The sequence below is a fragment of the Mycolicibacterium anyangense genome (genome assembly GCF_010731855.1).
Lineage (GTDB): Bacteria > Actinomycetota > Actinomycetes > Mycobacteriales > Mycobacteriaceae > Mycobacterium > Mycobacterium anyangense.
In genome coordinates, this window is the sequence record NZ_AP022620.1 from 4,946,920 (window position 1) to 4,966,643 (window position 19,724).

A 19,724-nucleotide genomic window follows, 5' to 3' on the forward strand; every position below is an offset into this window, starting at 1 on the left:
CAGTGCGTCCAGCCATCAAGGTCGGTCTGTCGACGGCCTCGGTCTATCCGCTGAGGACCGAGGCCGCGTTCGAGTACGCCGCTGAACTGGGCTACGACGGCGTCGAGTTGATGGTGTGGGCCGAGACGGTCAGCCAGGACGTCGGGGCGATCGCGAAGCTGTCCCGCCGATACAACATGCCGGTGCTGTCGGTGCATGCGCCGTGTCTGCTGATCTCCCAACGGGTTTGGGGTGCCAACCCGATCCCGAAACTCACCCGCAGTGTGCAGGCCGCTGAGCGCCTCGGCGCGCAGACCGTGGTGGTGCACCCGCCGTTTCGCTGGCAGCGGCGCTACGCCGACGGGTTCAGCGATCAGGTCGCCGAACTCGAGACCCGCAGCGACGTCATGGTCGCCGTGGAGAACATGTTCCCGTTCCGCGCCGACCGGTTCTTCGGCTCGGGTCAGCCGTCGATCGAGCGGATGCGCAAGCGCGGCGGCCACCCCGGCGTCGGTATCTCCGCGTTCGCACCGTCCTACGATCCGCTGGACGGCAATCACGCCCACTACACGCTCGACCTCTCGCACACCGCCACGGCCGGCACCGACGCGCTCGACATGGCGCGGCGGATGGGCTCGGGACTGGTGCACCTTCATCTGTGTGACGGCAGTGGCGCTTCCACCGACGAGCATCTGGTGCCCGGGCACGGCTCCCAGCCCACCGTCGAGGTGTGCCAGATGTTGGCCGCCAGCGACTTCGCCGGGCATGTGGTGCTCGAGGTGACCACCTCAGGGGCTCGCACCCGGGCTGAGCGCGAGGCTCTGCTCAGTGAGTCGCTAAAGTTCGCCAGGACCCACCTGCTGCGCTGAGAGAAGAGCAACGATGATTCCCCGCTTCGGTGACGTGATGGCGTTGCGTCCACTCGGTGACGGCCAGGGCTTCGAGGGAAACCTCAACGAACACTGGACGATTGGTCCCAAGATCCACGGCGGCGTCATGCTGGCGCTGTGCGCCAAGGCGGCGCGTGAGTTCTATGGGGATAGCGGCGGGCTGGGGGTACCGCCCGGCCGAAGGCCAGGGGGAGAGCGAAGCGACCCGGGGATAGGTTCCGGCGGGCAGGAGCGAAGCGACCCGGGGATAGGTACAGCGTTTGAACCCGTCGCAGTGTCGGCGGACTTCCTGTCGGCACCCGATCCCGGTGCGGTGCAATTGATCACCACGGTGCGCAAACGCGGGCGCCGGATCGGTCTGGTGGATGTCGAACTGAAGCAAGGGGAACGCACCTGTGTTCGCGCCGCCATCACCCTCGGTGAGCCGGAGCACCTCGTTGAGCCGTTGTTGTCGGTCAACCCGGTGACGCCGGTGATGAGTCCCGAACCGCCGCCCGGCATCGAGCCGATCGGCCCCGGCCATCCCGCCGCCGACATCAACCACCTCGCGCGCGGCTGCGACATCCGGTCGGACCTGACCCAGACCTTCGCCGAGTCCGGTGCGCCGTTCTTCAAGATCTGGGTGCGGCCCAAAGAGGGTCCGGTGGATGTCCTCTTCGCTCTCATGTGCGGCGATATCTCGCTGCCGGTGTCCTATGCCGTCGACCGGCGAGGCTGGGCGCCCACCGTGCAGCTGACGGCCTATCTGCGCGGCCTGCCGGCCGACGGTTGGTTGCGCGTGGCGTGCACTGCGACGCAGATCGGCCAGGACTGGTTCGACGAGGACCACACGGTGGTCGACAGCACCGGCCGCCTCATCGTGCAGACGCGCCAACTGGCGTTGGTGCCAACGCAGTAAGGACCCGACAAGGCATTAGGGTCTGCCCATGGCCAGAATCGCGATCATCGGCGGCGGCAGTATGGGCGAGGCTCTCCTTGCGGGGCTCCTCCGATCGGGGCGGCAGGTCAAGGACCTGACCGTGACCGAGCGGGTGCCCGACCGGGCCCGCTACCTGTCCGAGAAGTACGCCGTGCGGGTGGCCTCGGTCGCCGAAGCGGTGGAAACCGCCTCCTTCGTCATCGTCGCGGTCAAACCGGCCGATGCCGAATCGGTGATCGCCGAGATCGCCGAGGCCGCCGCCCAAGCCGAGAGCAATAGTGTCGAGCAGGTTTTCGTCTCGGTGGTCGCCGGGGTGACGATCGGGTTCTACGAGGCCCGGTTGCCCGCTGGCAGCCCGGTGGTGCGGGTGATGCCCAATGCCCCCGCCCTGGTGGGCGCCGGCGTCAGCGCGCTGGCCAAGGGCCGCTTCGCGACCGCTGACCACCTGGCCGAGGTTTCGGCATTGTTCGAGTGCGTCGGCAGCGTCCTGACCGTGTCCGAAAGCCAGCTGGACGCGGTCACCGCGGTGTCCGGTTCGGGCCCGGCGTATTTCTTCCTGTTCGTCGAGGCGTTGGTCGATGCCGCGGTCGCCAACGGGCTGCACAGGTCCGTCGCGACCGACCTGGCGGTGCAGACGATGGCCGGATCGGCCGCCATGCTGCTCGAGCGCATCGAGGGCGAGCGAACTGCCGGAGCCGACCCGGGCTTGGACACCAGCCCTGCCCGGCTGCGTGCCGTCGTCACGTCGCCGGCCGGCACCACCGCCGCTGGCCTGCGGGAACTTGAAAGGGGAGGGATCCGGGCCGCGGTCCAGTCCGCCATCGACGCCGCAAAAACACGCTCTGAGCAGCTAGGAATTACATCAGAGTAGTTCAAGAAATTTCTGATGGATTGACCCACACCCGTCGCAGTAACCCCACACGCCACGCTATTCTCCTCGTGTATGCACGGGTGGGTGCCAGCGGTGGGGAAGCCGCTGGAGCTGCCCGTGCCTGACGGATTGGGTTGCGATGACGTCTATGAACGGGCCATCGGCGCGGGACGCGGCTGGCGGAAAATCGGCGCGAGAAGCCGGTGGCGCTGAGGCGCAGCCAGTCGCCCGAGCTCAATTTCTCACCGTCGCCGAAGTGGCTTCGCTCATGCGGGTCAGCAAGATGACGGTCTACCGGCTCGTGCACAACGGTGAGCTGCCCGCGGTGCGGGTCGGCCGGTCGTTCCGGGTGCACGCCAAAGCCGTCCACGATCTGCTGGAGACCTCGTACTTCGACGCCGGCTGATCCTGGACAGGCGAGGGCCGTTTTCCGTTCCTCCCACCTGCTTAGGTAAGGTGACCGGGACGAGAGACACGCCCGCCACTGCGGGCACTGCGAGGATTTAGGTAGCGGAATTCATGGGTTCAGTCATCAAGAAGCGGCGCAAGCGCATGTCGAAGAAGAAGCACCGCAAGCTGCTGCGTCGTACCCGGGTTCAGCGCAGAAAACTCGGTAAGTAGTCCGCTGCCGGGGCCGCGCAGCACGCGCCGGCCCGGTTCGTGCAAACCTGCCTGGCCGGCTTCGGCCCGATAGGCTGTGCTGATGGAGTCCGGCGGCAGCGACACCGAGATACTGCACTACCCCAAGGTTGTGCTGGTCACCGGTGCCTGCCGATTTCTGGGCGGGTATCTGACTGCCCGCCTGGTGCAGAACCCGATGATCAACAAGGTCATCGCCGTCGATGCCATCGCCCCGAGCAAGGATCTACTGCGCCGGATGGGCCGCGCCGAGTTCGTGCGCGCCGATATCCGGAACCCCTTCATCGCCAAGGTGATTCGCAACGGCGACGTCGACACCGTGGTGCATGCCGCTGCTGCGTCCTATGCACCACGGTCCGGTGGCCGGGCCACGTTGAAGGAAATCAACGTGATGGGTGCCATGCAGCTGTTCGCGGCGTGCCAGAAGGCGCCGTCGGTGCGGCGGGTGATCCTGAAGTCCACCTCGGAGGTCTACGGCTCCCACCCGCACGACCCGGTGGTCTACACCGAGGACAGCAGTAGCCGCCGTCCACCCGGCGAGGGATTCGCCCGCGACAGCATCGACATCGAGGGCTATGCCCGTGGGCTGGGCCGGCGGCGGCCGGACATCGCGGTGACGATCCTGCGGCTGGCCAACATGATCGGGCCCGCGATGGACACCGCACTCTCGCGCTACCTGGCCGGTCCGGTGGTCCCGACGGTTCTCGGCCACGATGCCCGGCTGCAACTGCTGCACGAGCAGGATGCGCTCGGGGCCCTGGAGCGGGCGACGATCGCGGGCCGGTCCGGCACGTTCAACATCGGGGCCGACGGCATCATCATGATGTCGCAGGCGATCCGGCGCTCCGGCAGGATTGCGCTTCCAGTGTCCAGTGCCGGGGTTCGGGCACTGTATTCGTTGCGACGCGCCACCGGGGGTTCCGAAGCCAATCGCGATCACATGGATTGGCTGCGGTACGGCCGCGTGATGGACACCGCCCGGATGCGCTCCGAGTTGGGTTTTGCTCCGAAGTGGACGACCATAGAGGCATTCGACGACTACGTGCGTGGCCGGGGTTTGACACCGATCATCGACCCGAAATGGGTACGCTCGGTGGAGGGCCGCGCCGTCGCCGTCGCGCAGCGTTGGGGTGGCTGACATCGTGAGGTCGGGGAGGAGGTAGCTGGCGTGGCGGGTGAGTCGAAGGCGAAAGTGATTCCGCTGCACTCGAATTCGAGTCGATCGGCAGCTGCTCGCCGGGCTTCGTTGCGGGCCGAGTCGGCGCGCAGGCACCCCTCACTGCTGTCCGATCCCGGCACCAGGGCCTCGGCTGAGGACATCGCCGCCGTCGTGCGCGAGATCGACGCCCGCCGCGGTGCGGCAGGAATCGGCCGCGTCGAGGGCGAGCCCAACGAACTCGCCCAACGTATTTCCGCCGTCGCCGACTTTGTCCGCAAGCGGCTGTCCGGCGATTACACCGTCGACGAATTCGGCTTCGACCCGGAGTTCAACAACGCGCTCGTTCTGCCTTTGCTGCGCTTCTTTTTCCAGAATTGGTTCCGTGTCGAGGTCAGCGGTATCGAGAATTTGCCGGCCGACGGGGCGGGGCTGGTGGTCGCCAATCACGCCGGCACCCTGCCGTTCGACGGCCTGATGCTCTCGGTCGCCGTGCACGACCACCACCCGGCGCACCGCGACCTGCGCCTGCTGGCCGCCGACATGGTCTTCGACATGCCGATGCTGGGCCCGATCGCCCGCAAAGCCGGCCACACCATGGCCTGCACCATCGATGCGAACCGGTTGCTGGCCGGTGGTGAGCTGACGGCGGTGTTCCCCGAGGGGTACAAGGGCTTGGGCAAGCACTTCCGGGATCGCTACAAGTTGCAGCGTTTCGGCCGTGGGGGATTCGTCTCGGCTGCCCTGCGTACCGGCGCGCCGATCATCCCGTGCTCGATCGTCGGCTCGGAAGAGATCTATCCGATGCTGGCCGATGTGAAGTTGCTGGCGCGTGTCCTGGGGTTGCCGTACTTCCCGGTCACGCCGCTGTTCCCGCTGGCCGGTCCGGCCGGGCTGATCCCGCTTCCGTCCAAGTGGCACATCGCTTTTGGCACACCGATCGAGACGGCCGACTACGACGAGTCCGCGGCCGACGACCCGATGGTCACCTTCGAGCTGACCGACCAGGTGCGCGAGACCATTCAGCAGACGCTGTACCAACTGCTGGCGCAGCGCCGCAACATGTTCTTCGGCTGAGCCGGATCAGCCGCGCAGTGCGGCGGCGGCGATCGCGGCGATCTGGGCGTTGGTCTCTTCGTCGCCCTCGGCTTCGCCGATCATGGTGACGATCGTGGTCATCACCGGTTCGCCGGCTTCGTCAGTGACTTCGCTGCGCAATTCGCTGATGACGGTCCCGTGCGATTCGGTCACCGAATCCAGCCACGAATCGAAGAACAATTTGTCGCCGGCCACGATCGGTCGGTGGAACTTGATCTTCTGGTCGCGGTGGATGACGCGGGCGATATTGATGCCGACGTCGAAATTGCGGAAGATTTCCAGCTGCACCTGGCGGCCGGCGATCGCGATGAAGGTCAGCGGCGCGAGCAGGTCGTGGTACCCGGCGGCCTTGGCGGCCTCTTCGCTGAAGTGCACCGGGTCGTCGGACTGGATCGACTTGGCGAACTCGCGGATCTTCTCCCTACCCACCAGGTAGTAGTCCGGGTATCGGAAGTGGGTGCCGATGATCTCACTGGCGATGGACATGGCTTTCGAGCCTATCAGCGTTGTATCGGGCGACTGCGGGGCCGGACGACTGCGGGGCCTATGTACGCGACATCACGATCTGGCGTGCATAGTGCCCACACTTGGTGGCTAGCGGTGGTCAGAGCGCCGCGACACGGCCGCCGCCAGGGCCCCGCCGATCGCGCCCAGCGCCAGCGCCGAGGGCACCCCGATGCGGGCCGCCTTGCGGGCGGTGCGGAAATCGCGGATCTCCCAGCCGCGCTCACGGGCCAGCTCGCGCAGATCGGCGTCCGGGTTGATCGCGACGGCGGTACCGACCAGTGACAGCATCGGCACGTCGTTGTAGCTGTCGGAGTAGGCCGTACATCGCTTCAAGTTGAGCCCCTCGCGGATGGCCAGTTGGCGCACGGCGTGGGCCTTGCCGAGCCCGTGCAGGATGTCGCCGACCAGCCGGCCGGTGAACACCCCATCCTGGGACTCCGCGACCGTGCCCAGCGCTCCGGTGAACCCCAGCCGGCGGGCGATGGTCGCCGCCAGCTCGTAGGGCGTGGCAGTGACCAACCACACCTGCTGGCCGGCGTCCAGGTGCATCTGGGCCAGGGCCCGGGTCCCCGGCCAGATCTTGTCGGCGATGATCTCGTCGTAGATCTCCTCGCCGACCTCGACGAGCTCGGCCACCGACCGGCCCTCGATGAATGCCAGCGCCTTGCGCCGGCCCTCGGCCACGTCATCGCTGTTCTCCCGGCCGGTCAGCTGGAACTTGGCCTGGGCGTAGACGAATTTGGCCATGTCGGCGTAGGTGAAGTACTTGCGCGCCGCCAGCCCGCGGCCGAAATGCACCAGCGACGAGCCCTGGACCAGCGTGTTGTCCACATCGAAGAATGCCGCTGCGGTCAGATCAGCCGGCGGCGGGCCCGGCTCCGGCGCGGTGTTCGCAGCCGGCTCACGATGCGCGGCGATGCTCGCGTCGCGAGCCACCGCGCTGGCCTGCTCGGCCACCAGCTCGTCGACAGCGCGTTGCGCGCTGGCTCGGCCGGCTTCCTGACCCGCAAGCTCCTGGTCTTGGTCCCCGGAACCCATGGCACCAACCCTAGCTGCGACACTCGATCGGGTGAGCCGTCGACATGTCGAACTGCTGACCCGGGCCGGGTGCAGCATCTGCGAAAAGGTCTACGCCCGGCTGGCCGAACTGGCTGGCGAGCTCGATTTCGAGCTGTCCACTATCGACGTGGACGCCGAGGCCGCCGCGGGCAACACCGCGCCACGCGCCGAGTACGGCGACCGCCTGCCGGTGATCCTGCTCGACGGCCGGGAGCACAGCTATTGGGACGTCGACGAGCCGCGGCTACGCGCCGATTTGGCCCATGGATGAACAGCAGGAGAATTTGGTCAGCTGCCCGCGCACCGATTACCGTGGAACCGAGTTTCACTAACGGACATTTCCGTCACAGCAAGGGAGCGGGCCAGGTGATCGTGCCGTGAGCGTCCTGCTGTTCGGGGTGTCGCATCGAAGCGCTCCGGTCTCCGTTCTCGAGCAGTTGTCCACCGATGAGTCTGACCAGGTCAAGATCATCGACCAGGTGTTGCAGTCGCCGCTGGTGACCGAGGCCATGGTGCTCTCGACCTGCAACCGGGTCGAGGTCTATGCGGTGGTCGACGCCTTCCACGGCGGCCTGTCGGCCATCGGGCAGGTGCTCGCCGAGCACTCCGGACTGTCGATGGGCGACCTCACCAAGCACGCCTATGTCCGCTACAGCGAGGCCGCCGTCGAGCACCTCTTCGCGGTCGCCAGCGGCCTGGACAGTGCGGTGATCGGCGAGCAGCAGGTGCTCGGCCAGGTCCGCCGCGCCTACGCCACCGCCGAGGCCAACAGCACCGTCGGCCGCGTCCTGCACGACCTGGCCCAGCGGGCACTGTCGGTGGGCAAGCGGGTGCACTCCGAGACCGCCATCGACGCCGCGGGCGCCAGCGTGGTCTCCGTTGCGCTCGACATCGCCGGGTCCCGCCTGGACGGCTTGGCCGGGCGCACCGCCGCAGTGGTCGGCGCCGGCTCGATGGGCGGGCTGTCGGTCGCCCACCTGGTCCGCGCCGGGGTCACCCACATTCACGTCGTCAACCGCTCGCTGCCCCGCGCCGAGCGGCTGGCCGAGAACATCCGCGCTCAGGGCGTCGCCGCCGACGCGTGGACACTGGATCACCTGCCCGCGGCGCTGGCCGCCGCCGACGTCGTGGTCAGCTGCACCGGCGCCGTCCGTCCGGTCGTCTCGCTGGCCGATGTCCACCACGCCCTGGCCACTGTGCAGCGTGACGAGACCGCGGCCCCGCTGGTGCTGTGTGACCTCGGCATGCCCCGTGACATCGACCCGGCCGTTGCCGGACTGCCCGGTGTCGCCGTCGTCGACATGGACCGCGTCCAGCGCGAACCGTCGGCCCGGGCCGCGGCCACCGACGCCGAGCAGGCCCGCCAGATCGTGGCCTCCGAGGTTGCTGCCTATCTGGCCGGTCAGCGGATGGCGGAGGTCACCCCGACCGTGACCGCGCTGCGTCAGCGCGCCGCCGACGTCGTCGAGGCCGAACTGCTACGGCTGGAGAACCGGCTGCCGGGCCTGGACGCCAGCCAGCGCGATGAGGTCGCACACACCGTGCGCCGGGTGGTCGACAAGCTGCTGCACGCCCCGACCGTGCGGGTCAAGCAGCTGGCCAGCGCGCCGGGTGGCGACAGCTACGCCGAGGCGCTGCGGGAACTGTTCGAACTCGACCCGCAGGCCGTCGATGCGGTGGCCGCTGGTGAACTGCCCTTGATCGCACCGGAATTCGACTCCGGCCAGCCAGAACACACCGAGTAGGGCGCTTGGCCGGCAGCGACGACGCGGTCATCAGGATCGGCACCCGGGGCAGTCTTCTGGCGACCACCCAGGCCGGGACCATCAGAGACGAACTCATCAGGCGTGGACGCCGTGCCGAACTGGTCATCATCAGCACCGATGGCGACCGCTCGCAGAAACCGGTCGCCGAGATCGGGGTAGGGGTGTTCACCGCCGCGCTGCGGGAGGCGATCGCCGACCATCGTGTCGATATGGCGGTGCACTCGTACAAGGATTTGCCGACGGCTGCCGACGACCGGTTGGTGATCCCGGCGATTCCGCGCCGCGAGGATCCGCGTGACGCCCTCGTGGCCCGTGACGGCATGGTGTTGGGGGAGTTGCCGGCCGGCTCGGTGATCGGCACATCGTCCGTGCGACGGGCCGCGCAGCTTAGAGCACTGGGTCTCGGTTTGGAAATCCGCCCCCTAAGAGGCAACCTAGATACCAGGTTGAACAGGGTAAGCAGCGGTGATCTCGACGCCATCGTGGTCGCCCGGGCGGGCCTGGCCCGCCTTGGACGACTCGACGATGTCACCGAGACGCTGGAGCCGGTGCAGATGTTGCCAGCGCCGGCTCAAGGTGCGCTTGCGGTCGAGTGCCGCGCGGGCGACACCGGGCTTGCGGCGCTACTGGCGGAGTTGGACGACCCCGACACCCGCGCCGCAGTCACCGCTGAGCGAGTCCTGCTGGCCAAGCTGGAGGCCGGTTGTTCGGCACCGGTGGGCGCGATCGCCGAGGTGGTCGAGTCCATTGATGAGGACGGCCGGATCTTCGATGAGCTGTCGCTGCGCGCCTGCGTGGCGGCGGCAGACGGATCCGACGTGATCCGTGCGTCCGGAATCGGAACGCCGGGCCGGTCCGAAGAGCTTGGGCTCTCGGTGGCTGCGGAGCTGTTCGAGCTCGGTGCGCGCGAAGTCATGTCGAACAGTGCTCCGCAATGACTGCGGAGTAGAGCGGGAGTGAAGCGATGACTGGCCACGGTAGCGGGCGACGCAAGGCGAAGCCGGGACACATCACGTTCGTCGGTTCGGGTCCTGGCGACCCCAACCTGCTGACGACACGTGCCCGCGCTGTGCTCGCCAACGCGGCGCTGGTCTTCACCGATCCGGACGTGCCGCAGGCCGTGCTCAACGTGGTCGGCACCGAGCTGCCGCCCGCCGTCGGCCCCGCCCCGGCTCCCGAGAAGGGCGCGCCGCGCGAGCAGATCCCCGGCCAGGATTCCGACGGGCCCATCGCCGACGAGATCGCGCCGCCGGTGGTGTCGGTCGGCCCCGACATCCGGCCCGCGCTGGGTGACCCCGCCGAGGTGGCCAAGACGCTCGTAGCCGAGGCGAAGGCCGGATTCGACGTGGTGCGTCTGGTGGCCGGCGATCCGCTGTCGATCGACGCCGTCATCACTGAGGTGAACGCGGTGGCCAAGGCGCACGCCGAGTTCGAGATCGTCCCCGGGTTGCCCGCGACCAGCGCGGTGCCCACCTACGCGGGTCTGCCGCTGGGGTCGGCGCACACCGTGGCCGACGTCCGCGGCGAGGTGGACTGGGCGGCCCTGGCCGCCGCCCCCGGCCCGCTGATCCTGACCGCCACCGCCTCGCACCTGCCGGAGGCCGCGCGCACCCTGATCGAGTACGGCCTGGCCGACTCGACCCCGTGCGTGGTGACCTGTAACGGCACCACCTGCGGGCAGCGTTCGGTGGAGAGCACACTGGCCGGTCTCATCGACCGCGCCACCCTGGCGGGCGGCAACGACCCGGCCGGCCCGCTGACCGGCACCCTGGTGGTCACCATCGGCAAGACCGTCGCTCACCGCGCGAAGCTGAACTGGTGGGAGAGCCGTGCCCTCTACGGCTGGACCGTGCTGGTGCCGCGTACCAAGGACCAGGCCGGTGAGATGAGCGATCGGCTGGTCGGTCACGGCGCGTTACCCATCGAGGTGCCGACCATCGCCGTCGAGCCGCCGCGCAGCCCCGCCCAGATGGAGCGGGCCGTCAAGGGTTTGGTGGACGGTCGCTACCAGTGGGTGGTGTTCACCTCCACCAACGCCGTGCGGGCGGTGTGGGAGAAGTTCGGCGAGTTCGGTCTGGACGCCCGGGCGTTCTCCGGGGTGAAGATCGCCTGTGTCGGCGAGTCCACCGCCGATCGGGTGCGGGCCTTCGGTGTGAGCCCGGAACTGGTGCCCTCCGGTGAGCAGTCCTCGCTCGGCCTGCTCGACGAATTCCCCGAGTACGACAGCATTTTCGACCCGGTGAACCGGGTGCTGCTGCCGCGGGCCGACATCGCGACCGAGACGCTGGCCGAAGGCCTGCGGGAACGCGGCTGGGAGATCGAGGACGTCACTGCCTACCGCACCGTGCGGGCGGCACCGCCGCCGGCCGAGACCCGCGAGATGATCAAGACCGGTGGTTTCGACGCGGTCTGCTTCACCTCCAGCTCCACGGTGCGCAACCTCGTCGGCATCGCCGGTAAGCCGCACGCACGCACCATCGTTGCGTGCATCGGCCCCAAGACCGCCGAGACGGCAGCCGAGTTCGGGCTGCGGGTCGACGTCCAGCCCGAGACCGCCGCGGTGGGTCCGCTGGTCGACGCGCTGGCCGAGCACGCTGCCCGGCTGCGCGCCGAGGGTGCTCTGCCGCCCCCGCGTAAGAAGAGTCGCCGCCGCTAGCCAAGTACCCCGAAGGCCGGTTCATGACGTTCCCCAGGCATCGTCCGCGTCGATTGCGGTCCACCCCGGCCCTGCGCCGGCTGGTGGCCCAGACCTCCTTGGAGCCAAGGCATCTCGTGCTGCCCGTGTTCGTGGCGGACGGCATCGACGAGCCGCGACCGATCGCCTCGATGCCGGGTGTGTACCAGCACACCCGCGACTCCCTGCGGGCGGCGGCCGCCGAGGCGGTGGACGCCGGGGTCGGTGGCCTGATGCTGTTCGGTGTGCCGCGCGATGAGGACAAGGACGCATTGGGATCGTGCGGTCTGCACCCGGACGGGATCCTCAACGTCGCGCTGCGTGATCTGGCCAAGGACCTCGGTGACGAGACGGTGCTGATGGCCGACACCTGCCTGGACGAGTTCACCGACCACGGTCACTGTGGCGTGCTCGACGCCCGCGGCCGGGTGGACAATGACGCCACCAACGCTCAGTACGTGAAACTGGCTCTGGCCCAAGCTGAATCGGGTGCGCACGTGGTGGCTCCCAGCGGAATGATGGACGGCCAGGTGGCCGCGATCCGCGAGGGACTCGACGCCGCCGGCTTCACCGATGTGGTGATCCTGGCCTATGCCGCCAAGTTCGCCTCGGCGTTCTACGGCCCGTTCCGCGAGGCCGTCGGCTCCAGCCTGCAGGGCGATCGGCGCACCTACCAGCAGGACAGCGGCAATGCGCGAGAAGCGTTGCGCGAGATCGAACTCGACCTCGACGAGGGTGCCGACATCGTGATGGTCAAGCCCGCGATGGCTTACCTCGACGTGGTGCGCGCCGCTGCCGAGGTCTCCCCGGTGCCGGTGGCCGCCTACCAGGTCTCCGGCGAGTATTCGATGATCAGCGCCGCCGCCGCCAATGGCTGGATCGACGGCCGCGCCGCGGCGTTGGAGTCGCTGATCAGCATCCGGCGCGCGGGAGCCGACATCGTGCTGACCTATTGGGCCACCGAGGCCGCGGGCTGGCTCGCGTGACACCTCAACCGCCCGCGGGGGTGCCTTCGCGGCCCGCCGACGTCGACACCGGCTTCTGGCTGTGGTTGGTGGCCCTGACGCTGTTGCTGATCGGCTACATCGTCGACGGGCTCGCCGTCGCACGTATCTCCAGTGTGGTGGTGGCGCTCACCCTGCTGTTCGCGGTCACGATGGGCGCCATGGTGCTGACGTTCCTGCTCTTGATGCGCTCGGGCTACCGCTGGACCCGCACCGTGCTCACCGGGGGCGGGGTGGCGACCGTCATCTACACCACCGTGAGCCTGTTCTCGGTGCCCCGCGAGCCGCTGGCAGCGGTGACTTTCGCGGTGACCGGGATTGTCGGTTCGGTGCTGATCGTGGGCGGTATCTATCTGCTGCACCGGCCGGATGCCCACGGGTTCTTCGTCCGCTAGGGATAGGCTGCCCGACGATGACCGCACCCGAATCTCGACCCCGGCCCCGCGCCCTCACTATTGCCGTCTGGCTGCTGATTGCCGGCTCGGTGCTGTTGCTGGCCGGTGGTCTGCTCGCCTTGACGTTCGGCTTCGACGCATTGCGTCAGGTCACCCCGGCCACGATCAGCGATGCCCAGCTGCGGCAGCTGCTGGCCTTCCGCCGCGGCGCCGGTGCCATCTGCGTGGTCGCCGGTCTGGGCCTGGCCTATCTGACGGGCAAGACCCGCAACGGCGATGTGCGATTCCGCCGCGCCACCATCGGCTTGGGCCTGGCGCTCATCGTGCTGGTCGGGATTCTCCAGGTCGGCGTCAACATCGGTCTGGTGGCGCTGGTGAGCCTGCTGCCCATCATCGCCGGCACCCTGCTGCTGACCCGTCCCGTCGTGGCGGGCTGGTTCGACCCCGGCGACACCTCGAGGTCCGATGACTGAGGCGCCGAGTGTGCAGGCCGAGCCGCTGTTCTTCGAACGTGGCGCGAGTTGGTACTGGCTGCTGGCCGGCCCGGTGTCGGCGGTGGCGATGCTCGTCATCCAGCTCAAGGGTGGGATGGGTATCCAGCTGTTCGTGCCGATGGTGTTCCTCGTTCTGGTGACCGGGTTCCTCTACCTGCAGGTGAAGGCCGCCCGCATCCATACCAGCGTCGAGCTCACCGCGGACTCACTGCGGCAGGGGACCGAGGTGGTTCCGGTGCGGACCATCGTGGGGTTGTATCCCGAATCTTCGCACGGCCCGAAATCGCGTGAAGCGACGGAGAAGTGGCAGGAGGCCCGGGCACTGGGGGAGCTGAGCGGGGTTCCGCGCGGACGCACCGGCATCGGCCTGCACCTCAGCGGGGAGCGCACCGCGCAGGCATGGGCGCGCAACCATCGCGAGTTGCGCGCGCAACTGACCAAACTGGTCGAGGAGAGGACGGCAGGTTCCTCATGAGGCACGTGATTGCGCTGGTGCTGGCCGTCCTCGCCGGCGTCGGCGCCGTCTGGAGCTGGCTTCAGGTGCGCACCATCGTCGACGTGGCGCCGGTGACAGACGGACAGCCCGCGACCACCTCGGTGGCCTACGACCCGCCGCTGATGCTGCTGACCATGGCGCTGGCCACCGCAGCCGGGGTGTTGCTGGTCGTCGGGGTCGCGGGCGTGGTGCGGTCCCGTCGGCGCGGCTGAGACTTCCGGCCGGCTCTGCTTCAACCGTCGAGCGGGGCTTGCTCACCGGGTACTTACCGCAGTTCGGTAGGTGAACGCGATCAAACCCTGATGACAGGATTCGCCGTTCCAGCAGTTCTTGATACTATACCCCCCAGGGGTATAGTCGAGGTATGTCAACGACCGACCTCCAGCTGAGCGGCATGAGCTGCGCATCCTGCGCGGCCAAGATCGAGCGCAGCCTCAACAGGCTGGACGGTGTGCACGCGACGGTGAACTTCGCCGTCGAGCAGGCACACGTCGAACACGGCCCGAAGGTCAGCGAAGCGGATCTGGTCCAGGCCGTGGAAGCCACCGGCTATCACGCCTCGGTGGTCGACCACGCCGGCCACCTGAGCCACGATCACATGAACCACGACGTCCCGGCCGAGCAGTTGCGGCCGCGGCTCGTGGTCTCGGCGGTGCTGGCGGTCCCCGTGGTCGCGATCTCGATGGTCATGGCCTGGCAGTTCGCGGGCTGGCAGTGGGTGATGCTGGCATTGACCACTCCGATCGTGTTCTGGGGCGGCTACCCGTTTCACAAGGCGGCAATCAACAGTGCCCGGCATGGCTCGTCGACCATGGACACGCTGGTGTCGATCGGCACCCTGGCCGCCTACCTGTGGTCGGCATTCACGGTGGTCACCGGGGCAACGGCCCACGGCTACAGCCAGGTCCACGGCCATGTCTATTTCGAGGTGGCCGCCGCGGTCACGGTGTTCCTGTTGGCCGGGCGCTACGCCGAGGCCAAGGCCAAGCGCTCGGCCGGTGCGGCACTGCGTGCGCTGTTGTCGCTGGGCGCCAAGGACGCGGTGGTCAGCCGCGGCGGCGAGGAGGTCCGGATCCCCGCCGAGCAGCTGCAGGTGGGCGATGTGATGGTGGTGCGCCCAGGGGAGCGGGTGGCCACCGACGGCGTCGTCGTCGACGGCGCCTCGGCGCTGGACACCTCCGCGATGACGGGTGAATCAGTCCCGGTGGACGTGCGCGCCGGTGATGAGGTGCTCGGCGGCGCGGTCAACACCTACGGCCGAATCCTGGTGCGTGCCAGCCGGGTTGGTGCCGATACCCAGCTGTCGCGGATGGCCCGCATGGTGGCCGATGCCCAGGGTGGCAAAGCGTCGATTCAGCGGTTGGCCGACCGAGTCTCTGCGGTGTTCGTGCCGGTGGTGCTGGGCATCGCCGCGCTGACGCTGGCCGGATGGCTGGTGTCCGGGCATTCGGTGGCCGCGGCGTTCACCGCCGCAGTGGCGGTGCTGATCATCGCGTGCCCCTGCGCGCTGGGGCTGGCCACGCCGACGGCGATCCTGGTCGGCACCGGCCGCGGCGCCCAGCTCGGGGTGCTGATCAAGGAACCCCAGGTGCTCGAGACCGTCACCGGCATCGACACCGTCGTGCTGGACAAGACCGGCACCGTCACCACCGGAACCATGACCGTGGACGGCGTCGAGGGCGACCAACCCGATACTGCCCTGGCCCGCGCGGCCGCCGTCGAGTCGGCGTCCGAGCATCCGGTGGCCGCCGCGATCGTGGCGGCTGCCCGCGCGCGGGGCCTCGTCGTTGCCCCGGTGAGCGACTTCGTCAACGAACCGGGTACCGGTGTGACGGGTGTGGTCGACGGGCTGACGGTGCGGGTGGCGCGGGCCGCTGACGACGACGGACGCACCAGTGTCGCGGTCAGCTGGGACGGCAGGCAGCAGGGCGTCATCCGGCTGGTCGATGCGGTCAAGTCCACGAGTGCCGGGGCGATCGCCGAACTGAAGTCCATGGGGATCACGCCAGTGCTGCTCACCGGTGACAACGCCGCGGTGGCTGCCAGGGTCGCCGACGAGGTAGGGATCTCCTCGGGCGACGTGGTCGCTGGGGTGCTCCCGTCGGAGAAGGCCGATGCCATCACGCGACTGCAGGCACAGGGGCGCCGGGTGGCGATGGTGGGGGACGGGGTGAACGACTCGGTGGCGCTGGCCACCGCCGATGTCGGCATGGCGATGGGAACCGGCACAGATGCGGCCATCGAGGCCGGCGACATCACGCTGGTCCGGGGCGACCTGCGCACCGTGCCAACCGCGCTGCGCCTATCGGCGCGCACGTTGCGGATCATCAAGCAGAACCTGTTCTGGGCGTTCGGCTACAACGTGGCCGCCATCCCGCTGGCGGCGCTGGGGCTGCTGAACCCGATGATCGCGGGCGCGGCCATGGCATTCTCCTCGGTGTTGGTGGTCACCAACAGCCTGCGGCTCAAGCGCTTTCACTGACGTCACTTCCGTCACCGCGCGCGAGGGCATGGCATTGGTGCCCGCCTCTGAGCGACTCCGTCCTGTGAGCGTTGCCGAGATTGACAGCACGCAGACGCCCACTCGATCTTTGTGTGCGTCAGTTCAATCTCGATGGCGAACGCCGGTAGTGCCCTCCAGATCGTGAGGGCGGGTGTGACGAGTGGTGCGTGACGGTCGTCACGACCGGTTGGTACAAAGTGCGAAATCTGTAACACTGTTGCACATGACGGAGCTTGCCGAACCGACGCCCGCGACCGACGCCCTGCCGTTGGGTCCGCAGTCACTGGTGTGGCGCTACTTCGGCGACAACCGCATGTTCCTCATCGGTCCGCGCCCCGCCGTGCTGCAGAACATGCTGGCCCAGCTCGGCCAGGGGGTGTTCGACCACTCGGTCTGGTTCGCCGACACCGCGGCGCGGATCAAGCGCTCCCTGCCCCCGATCTTCATGACGGTCTACGGCAGTGACGACGACAACGCCGGCCCGCGGGTCCGCGACTTCCACGTCAACATCAAGGGCGACATGCCTGACGGGAGTCGCTACCACGCGCTGGACCCCGATACCTACTACTGGGCCCACGCCACCTTCTTCGACCAAGCGCTCTACTTCGCCGACACCTTCGTCAAGCGCCTCACCCGCGCCGAGAAGGAGCAGATGTACTCCGAATCCAAGACCTGGTACCGCCGCTACGGGGTCAGCGACCGGCCGATGCCCGCCGACTACACCGAGTTCGAGCGGTATTGGGACCACATGATCAACGACGTGCTCGTCGCCCACCCGACCGCCAAGTACGGTATCGGCTACGTCACCAAGGGCTTTCCCAAGCCCAAGGCGGTCCATCCACTGGTGTGGCGGCTGGTATCGCCGGTCTTCAACCCGGTGGCGGCCTTCCTCACCACCGGCGGAATGCCGCCGCGCACCCGGGAGGTGCTGGGCTTGCCGTGGAGTGGCCGCAAGGAGCGCGCCTATCAACTCTTCGCCGCGCTGTGGCGCTCCCGTGCGGTCAACTGGCTGTGGGATCATCTTCCGATGACGGTGCGCTACAACGGTTACGCCAGAAAAGGTTTCGCGCAGGCGTAGCATGGCTGACCCGTCCACCGAAGCGATCCTCGACGCCGCGCTCGTCGAGTTCGACCGGCATGGCATCCGACGGGTTGCGCTCGACGACGTGGCCCGCCGCGCCGGGGTGAGTCGCACGACGATCTACCGGCGGTTCGCCAACAAGGACGACCTGGTCGCCGCGGTGATGGACCGGGAGAACGTGCGACTGTTCGCCGACATCGCCGACGAACTCTCAAGCTCACGCCCGCAGAGCAATTACTACGTCGAGGCGTTCACCCAGGCGATCCTGCGCAGCCGCGAGCACCGGGTACTGCACCGGATGGTGCTCGACGAGCCCGCACTGACTCTGGAGCTGGCCCGCACCCACTATGCGGCCGCGGTCCTGCGAATCGAGCAGGCTCTGCAGGTGATCTTCCCGGCCGGTTTCGCCGAGCGGATCGGGCCGCAGGCCGTCCACGACCTGGCCGACTGTATCTGGCGATACGCCCTGATGATCCAGCTGCTGCCCAGTGCCGAACCGGTCGACACCGCTGACGACATCAGAGCCTTTGCCACCAAGCACTTTCTGCCCAGCCTTCCCGAGGCGTTGCGCACGGTGCCCGTTTAGTCGTCGCCGGGGCAGTCGATGTCGACATAGGCGGTGCCGGGTTGCATCGGCCCTCGCAGTGTCGGATGCACACCGGTGACCGTGCACCGGGCCAGTCCGCCGCTGAGTTGTCCGTTGAGTTGCACATCGTAGCCCTGGCCCTGCAGCTCGCTCACGACGTCAGCGGCGCTGTTCGTCGTCCTGGCCGACGCCGCGGCGACCGCGGGTGTGCTTGCCGCGCTCGACGCCACGATGAGCATCGCGCCAATTGTCTTGCTGCACTTGTTCATACCACTAGATAGCCGGTGAGGTTACAGATCAGGACGGCTGGATGGGTGGTGCGAGCACTTCGACCACGCCATCGCGTTCGCGAACATCGAAGTGCGGCAGCGGTTTGGGCGCGATCGGCAGGGCATGCGAGACCACTTGGCCGGCAGGGGAGAACGACGTCAGATGGCATGGGCACCGTAGCCGATCGGCGCCCTGGTCGAACCACAAGGCGCAGCCCTGGTGGGTGCAGATACCCGAGACCGCCGAGACCGCACCTTTGACCCGGCGGACGAATCCCTTGACCGAACCAAGATCGAACGCGTGAACGGAACCCTCGGTGAGTGCGGAACTGTCCGCGACGGCGCGCCATGCGCCGTCGGTGGGAGCCAGCTCGCCGCCGTCGCCCTGCTCGGCGACCGGGGAGAGTAGCCGGTCGACCGACACCGATGCGACCGCGGCAGTGGCCGCCGCCGCGGTTCCGATGATCACCTGGCGGCGGGTCGAGGAGATGGTGCGCCGTGGTGGTGGTGTCTCACCGGACATCTGCTGTGCCAGGCGGGCTTTGAGAGTGCCGACGAACTCCGGCGAGGGCGTATCGGCTCCCGGCCGGGCGGCGACCAGTTCGATGGCAGTTCGCAACTGGGCGGCCTCGAACTCGTTGGGATCGAATCCTCGGGGCGATCGTCCCGCCAACAGGTCCTCGATGGCGGTGTGCAATCCGCGATCGGTCATCACCGTGTCCCGTCGTCGATCTGCGCGGCCAGCCGCAGTGCGCGGTGTTGCAGAACCTTGGCGTTGTTCACGCTCACACCGAGCGCACCGGCCGTGTCACGAACCGAAAGTCCCTGCAGGAAACGGAGTTCCAGGACTCGTCGGTAGTTGTCGGGTAGGGCGGCGAGCACCGAGGTCAACCGTTGTGGCGCGGTGCTGGGGATGGGCTCTGCCAAGACTGGAACGGGAAGATCGTCGATAGTGGTGATCTGCTGTCCCATTGTGGAGCGCCAGTGGGCGGCCAGCACGGTGCGCGCCGTGGCACGTAGGTAGGACCGCACCTCGGCGACGCTCGCGGTCAACCGCAGTGGCCGCATCGCAGTCAGGAAGACCTCGGAGGTCAAGTCTTCGGCGTCCGGCCGGTTACCGACCCGGTTGAAGATGGTGCGGTAGACCCACAGAACGTTGTCCTCGTAGACCGCTTCCCAATTCGGGTAGCGCTCGTCGGACACCAGCCGCAAATCGGGGTGCGGCTCCCGTCTTTCGCGCGCGGGCATACATCCGCCTCTCGTCACATGCTCTAGATAGCGCGACGGGTTACACCCGAAGAGGGCTGTAACCGCGGGCCTATCTCTTGGTTAGACGTC

Annotated in this window: 24 protein-coding genes; 19 read left to right on the top strand and 5 right to left on the bottom strand. The window is 68.0% G+C overall.

All coding sequences use genetic code 11. The features are described 5' to 3' along the window. The first annotated feature begins 2 nt into the window (after positions 1-2). From G6N35_RS23360 to G6N35_RS23390, 7 genes are all read left to right on the top strand, one after another. Positions 3-848, top strand: coding sequence for a sugar phosphate isomerase/epimerase family protein (locus G6N35_RS23360; protein WP_163806520.1), 846 nt, complete (start codon positions 3-5; stop codon positions 846-848). A gap of 13 nt (positions 849-861) precedes the next feature. After that, positions 862-1,767 (top strand): thioesterase family protein, encoded by a 906-nt coding sequence (locus G6N35_RS23365; RefSeq protein ID WP_163806523.1) that lies wholly within the window; start codon positions 862-864, stop codon positions 1,765-1,767. A gap of 28 nt (positions 1,768-1,795) precedes the next feature. Next, on the top strand, positions 1,796-2,659 hold the full coding sequence (proC, locus tag G6N35_RS23370) for a pyrroline-5-carboxylate reductase (protein ID WP_163806526.1): 864 nt from the start codon (positions 1,796-1,798) through the stop codon (positions 2,657-2,659). 139 nt (positions 2,660-2,798) lie between these two features. Continuing rightward, positions 2,799-3,065, top strand: coding sequence for a helix-turn-helix domain-containing protein (locus G6N35_RS23375; protein WP_163806528.1), 267 nt, complete (start codon positions 2,799-2,801; stop codon positions 3,063-3,065). Positions 3,066-3,178: 113 nt separating this feature from the next. Continuing rightward, positions 3,179-3,280, top strand: a complete 102-nt coding sequence (locus G6N35_RS23380) for a 30S ribosomal protein bS22 (protein ID WP_003402602.1) — start codon at positions 3,179-3,181, stop codon at positions 3,278-3,280. Positions 3,281-3,362: 82 nt separating this feature from the next. Further along, positions 3,363-4,436, top strand: coding sequence for an SDR family oxidoreductase (locus G6N35_RS23385; RefSeq protein WP_163806530.1), 1,074 nt, complete (start codon positions 3,363-3,365; stop codon positions 4,434-4,436). Between the two features lie 30 nt (positions 4,437-4,466). Continuing rightward, the gene (locus G6N35_RS23390) at positions 4,467-5,531 is read left to right on the top strand and encodes a lysophospholipid acyltransferase family protein (protein WP_163806532.1); all 1,065 of its coding nucleotides are present in this window, start codon (positions 4,467-4,469) and stop codon (positions 5,529-5,531) included. A 6-nt stretch (positions 5,532-5,537) separates the two neighbouring features. Here G6N35_RS23390 and G6N35_RS23395 read toward each other — a convergent pair whose 3' ends face one another. Together G6N35_RS23395 and G6N35_RS23400 are read right to left on the bottom strand one after the other, a co-directional pair. Beyond that, the gene (locus G6N35_RS23395) at positions 5,538-6,038 is read right to left on the bottom strand and encodes an FAS1-like dehydratase domain-containing protein (protein ID WP_163806534.1); all 501 of its coding nucleotides are present in this window, start codon (positions 6,036-6,038) and stop codon (positions 5,538-5,540) included. A 108-nt stretch (positions 6,039-6,146) separates the two neighbouring features. After that, positions 6,147-7,097, bottom strand: coding sequence for an HAD family hydrolase (locus G6N35_RS23400; RefSeq protein ID WP_163806536.1), 951 nt, complete (start codon positions 7,095-7,097; stop codon positions 6,147-6,149). Positions 7,098-7,128: 31 nt separating this feature from the next. Between G6N35_RS23400 and G6N35_RS23405 the strand changes: the two genes are divergently transcribed. The 12 genes from G6N35_RS23405 (at position 7,129) to G6N35_RS23460 (ending at position 18,117) form a co-directional block, all read left to right on the top strand. Then, complete coding sequence (locus G6N35_RS23405) at positions 7,129-7,389, top strand: glutaredoxin family protein (RefSeq protein ID WP_246224486.1); 261 nt, start codon at positions 7,129-7,131, stop codon at positions 7,387-7,389. A 106-nt stretch (positions 7,390-7,495) separates the two neighbouring features. After that, positions 7,496-8,863: a glutamyl-tRNA reductase gene (locus G6N35_RS23410; RefSeq protein WP_163806540.1), complete on the top strand. Its 1,368-nt coding sequence runs from the start codon at positions 7,496-7,498 to the stop codon at positions 8,861-8,863. A gap of 5 nt (positions 8,864-8,868) precedes the next feature. Continuing rightward, entirely contained in the window at positions 8,869-9,822 is a 954-nt protein-coding gene (gene hemC, locus G6N35_RS23415; RefSeq protein ID WP_163806542.1) for a hydroxymethylbilane synthase, read from the top strand. A gap of 26 nt (positions 9,823-9,848) precedes the next feature. Continuing rightward, positions 9,849-11,540: a bifunctional uroporphyrinogen-III C-methyltransferase/uroporphyrinogen-III synthase gene (locus G6N35_RS23420; RefSeq protein ID WP_163806544.1), complete on the top strand. Its 1,692-nt coding sequence runs from the start codon at positions 9,849-9,851 to the stop codon at positions 11,538-11,540. A gap of 23 nt (positions 11,541-11,563) precedes the next feature. After that, a complete protein-coding gene (hemB, locus tag G6N35_RS23425) occupies positions 11,564-12,544 on the top strand; it encodes a porphobilinogen synthase (protein WP_163806546.1) in 981 nt (326 codons plus the stop codon). After that, positions 12,541-12,957, top strand: a complete 417-nt coding sequence (locus G6N35_RS23430) for a hypothetical protein (RefSeq protein WP_179967412.1) — start codon at positions 12,541-12,543, stop codon at positions 12,955-12,957. Before hemB ends, G6N35_RS23430 begins: the two co-directional genes overlap by 4 nt. Before the next feature lie 17 nt (positions 12,958-12,974). Then, positions 12,975-13,430: a hypothetical protein gene (locus G6N35_RS23435; RefSeq protein WP_163806548.1), complete on the top strand. Its 456-nt coding sequence runs from the start codon at positions 12,975-12,977 to the stop codon at positions 13,428-13,430. Further along, positions 13,423-13,926: a transport-regulating membrane protein Mce1N gene (locus tag G6N35_RS23440; protein ID WP_163806550.1), complete on the top strand. Its 504-nt coding sequence runs from the start codon at positions 13,423-13,425 to the stop codon at positions 13,924-13,926. The genes G6N35_RS23435 and G6N35_RS23440 overlap by 8 nt, the downstream gene beginning before the upstream one ends. Next, the gene (locus tag G6N35_RS23445) at positions 13,923-14,159 is read left to right on the top strand and encodes a hypothetical protein (protein WP_163806552.1); all 237 of its coding nucleotides are present in this window, start codon (positions 13,923-13,925) and stop codon (positions 14,157-14,159) included. Before G6N35_RS23440 ends, G6N35_RS23445 begins: the two co-directional genes overlap by 4 nt. Before the next feature lie 152 nt (positions 14,160-14,311). After that, positions 14,312-16,429: a heavy metal translocating P-type ATPase gene (locus tag G6N35_RS23450; protein WP_163806554.1), complete on the top strand. Its 2,118-nt coding sequence runs from the start codon at positions 14,312-14,314 to the stop codon at positions 16,427-16,429. A 244-nt stretch (positions 16,430-16,673) separates the two neighbouring features. After that, the gene (locus tag G6N35_RS23455) at positions 16,674-17,528 is read left to right on the top strand and encodes an oxygenase MpaB family protein (protein WP_163806556.1); all 855 of its coding nucleotides are present in this window, start codon (positions 16,674-16,676) and stop codon (positions 17,526-17,528) included. Between the two features lies 1 nt (position 17,529). Further along, positions 17,530-18,117, top strand: coding sequence for a TetR/AcrR family transcriptional regulator (locus tag G6N35_RS23460; RefSeq protein WP_163806558.1), 588 nt, complete (start codon positions 17,530-17,532; stop codon positions 18,115-18,117). Here the strand turns inward: G6N35_RS23460 and G6N35_RS23465 are convergent. The 3 genes from G6N35_RS23465 to G6N35_RS23475 are packed head-to-tail and all read right to left on the bottom strand — an operon-like array spanning position 18,114 to position 19,634. Further along, complete coding sequence (locus G6N35_RS23465) at positions 18,114-18,356, bottom strand: hypothetical protein (protein ID WP_163806560.1); 243 nt, start codon at positions 18,354-18,356, stop codon at positions 18,114-18,116. The genes G6N35_RS23460 and G6N35_RS23465 overlap by 4 nt on opposite strands. A gap of 58 nt (positions 18,357-18,414) precedes the next feature. Then, positions 18,415-19,098, bottom strand: coding sequence for a Rieske (2Fe-2S) protein (locus G6N35_RS23470; RefSeq protein WP_163806562.1), 684 nt, complete (start codon positions 19,096-19,098; stop codon positions 18,415-18,417). Next, complete coding sequence (locus G6N35_RS23475; RefSeq protein ID WP_163806564.1) at positions 19,098-19,634, bottom strand: RNA polymerase sigma factor; 537 nt, start codon at positions 19,632-19,634, stop codon at positions 19,098-19,100. The genes G6N35_RS23470 and G6N35_RS23475 overlap by 1 nt, the downstream gene beginning before the upstream one ends. Between the last annotated feature and the right edge of the window lie 90 nt (positions 19,635-19,724).

What these genes read in the sequence shown, in the direction of transcription:
- G6N35_RS23460 (WP_163806558.1), top strand. Translation starts at nt 17,530, where the DNA reads ATGGCTGACCCGTCCACCGAAGCGATCCTCGACGCCGCGCTCGTCGAG.
- G6N35_RS23385 (WP_163806530.1), top strand. Translation starts at nt 3,363, where the DNA reads ATGGAGTCCGGCGGCAGCGACACCGAGATACTGCACTACCCCAAGGTT.
- G6N35_RS23475 (WP_163806564.1), bottom strand. Translation starts at nt 19,634, where the DNA reads ATGCCCGCGCGCGAAAGACGGGAGCCGCACCCCGATTTGCGGCTGGTG.
- G6N35_RS23445 (WP_163806552.1), top strand. Translation starts at nt 13,923, where the DNA reads ATGAGGCACGTGATTGCGCTGGTGCTGGCCGTCCTCGCCGGCGTCGGC.
- G6N35_RS23400 (WP_163806536.1), bottom strand. Translation starts at nt 7,097, where the DNA reads ATGGGTTCCGGGGACCAAGACCAGGAGCTTGCGGGTCAGGAAGCCGGC.
- G6N35_RS23375 (WP_163806528.1), top strand. Translation starts at nt 2,799, where the DNA reads ATGACGTCTATGAACGGGCCATCGGCGCGGGACGCGGCTGGCGGAAAA.
- G6N35_RS23440 (WP_163806550.1), top strand. Translation starts at nt 13,423, where the DNA reads ATGACTGAGGCGCCGAGTGTGCAGGCCGAGCCGCTGTTCTTCGAACGT.
- G6N35_RS23435 (WP_163806548.1), top strand. Translation starts at nt 12,975, where the DNA reads ATGACCGCACCCGAATCTCGACCCCGGCCCCGCGCCCTCACTATTGCC.
- G6N35_RS23450 (WP_163806554.1), top strand. Translation starts at nt 14,312, where the DNA reads ATGTCAACGACCGACCTCCAGCTGAGCGGCATGAGCTGCGCATCCTGC.
- G6N35_RS23465 (WP_163806560.1), bottom strand. Translation starts at nt 18,356, where the DNA reads ATGCTCATCGTGGCGTCGAGCGCGGCAAGCACACCCGCGGTCGCCGCG.
- G6N35_RS23395 (WP_163806534.1), bottom strand. Translation starts at nt 6,038, where the DNA reads ATGTCCATCGCCAGTGAGATCATCGGCACCCACTTCCGATACCCGGAC.
- G6N35_RS23455 (WP_163806556.1), top strand. Translation starts at nt 16,674, where the DNA reads ATGACGGAGCTTGCCGAACCGACGCCCGCGACCGACGCCCTGCCGTTG.
- G6N35_RS23470 (WP_163806562.1), bottom strand. Translation starts at nt 19,098, where the DNA reads ATGACCGATCGCGGATTGCACACCGCCATCGAGGACCTGTTGGCGGGA.
- G6N35_RS23380 (WP_003402602.1), top strand. Translation starts at nt 3,179, where the DNA reads ATGGGTTCAGTCATCAAGAAGCGGCGCAAGCGCATGTCGAAGAAGAAG.
- G6N35_RS23365 (WP_163806523.1), top strand. Translation starts at nt 862, where the DNA reads ATGATTCCCCGCTTCGGTGACGTGATGGCGTTGCGTCCACTCGGTGAC.
- hemB (WP_163806546.1), top strand. Translation starts at nt 11,564, where the DNA reads ATGACGTTCCCCAGGCATCGTCCGCGTCGATTGCGGTCCACCCCGGCC.
- proC (WP_163806526.1), top strand. Translation starts at nt 1,796, where the DNA reads ATGGCCAGAATCGCGATCATCGGCGGCGGCAGTATGGGCGAGGCTCTC.
- G6N35_RS23420 (WP_163806544.1), top strand. Translation starts at nt 9,849, where the DNA reads ATGACTGGCCACGGTAGCGGGCGACGCAAGGCGAAGCCGGGACACATC.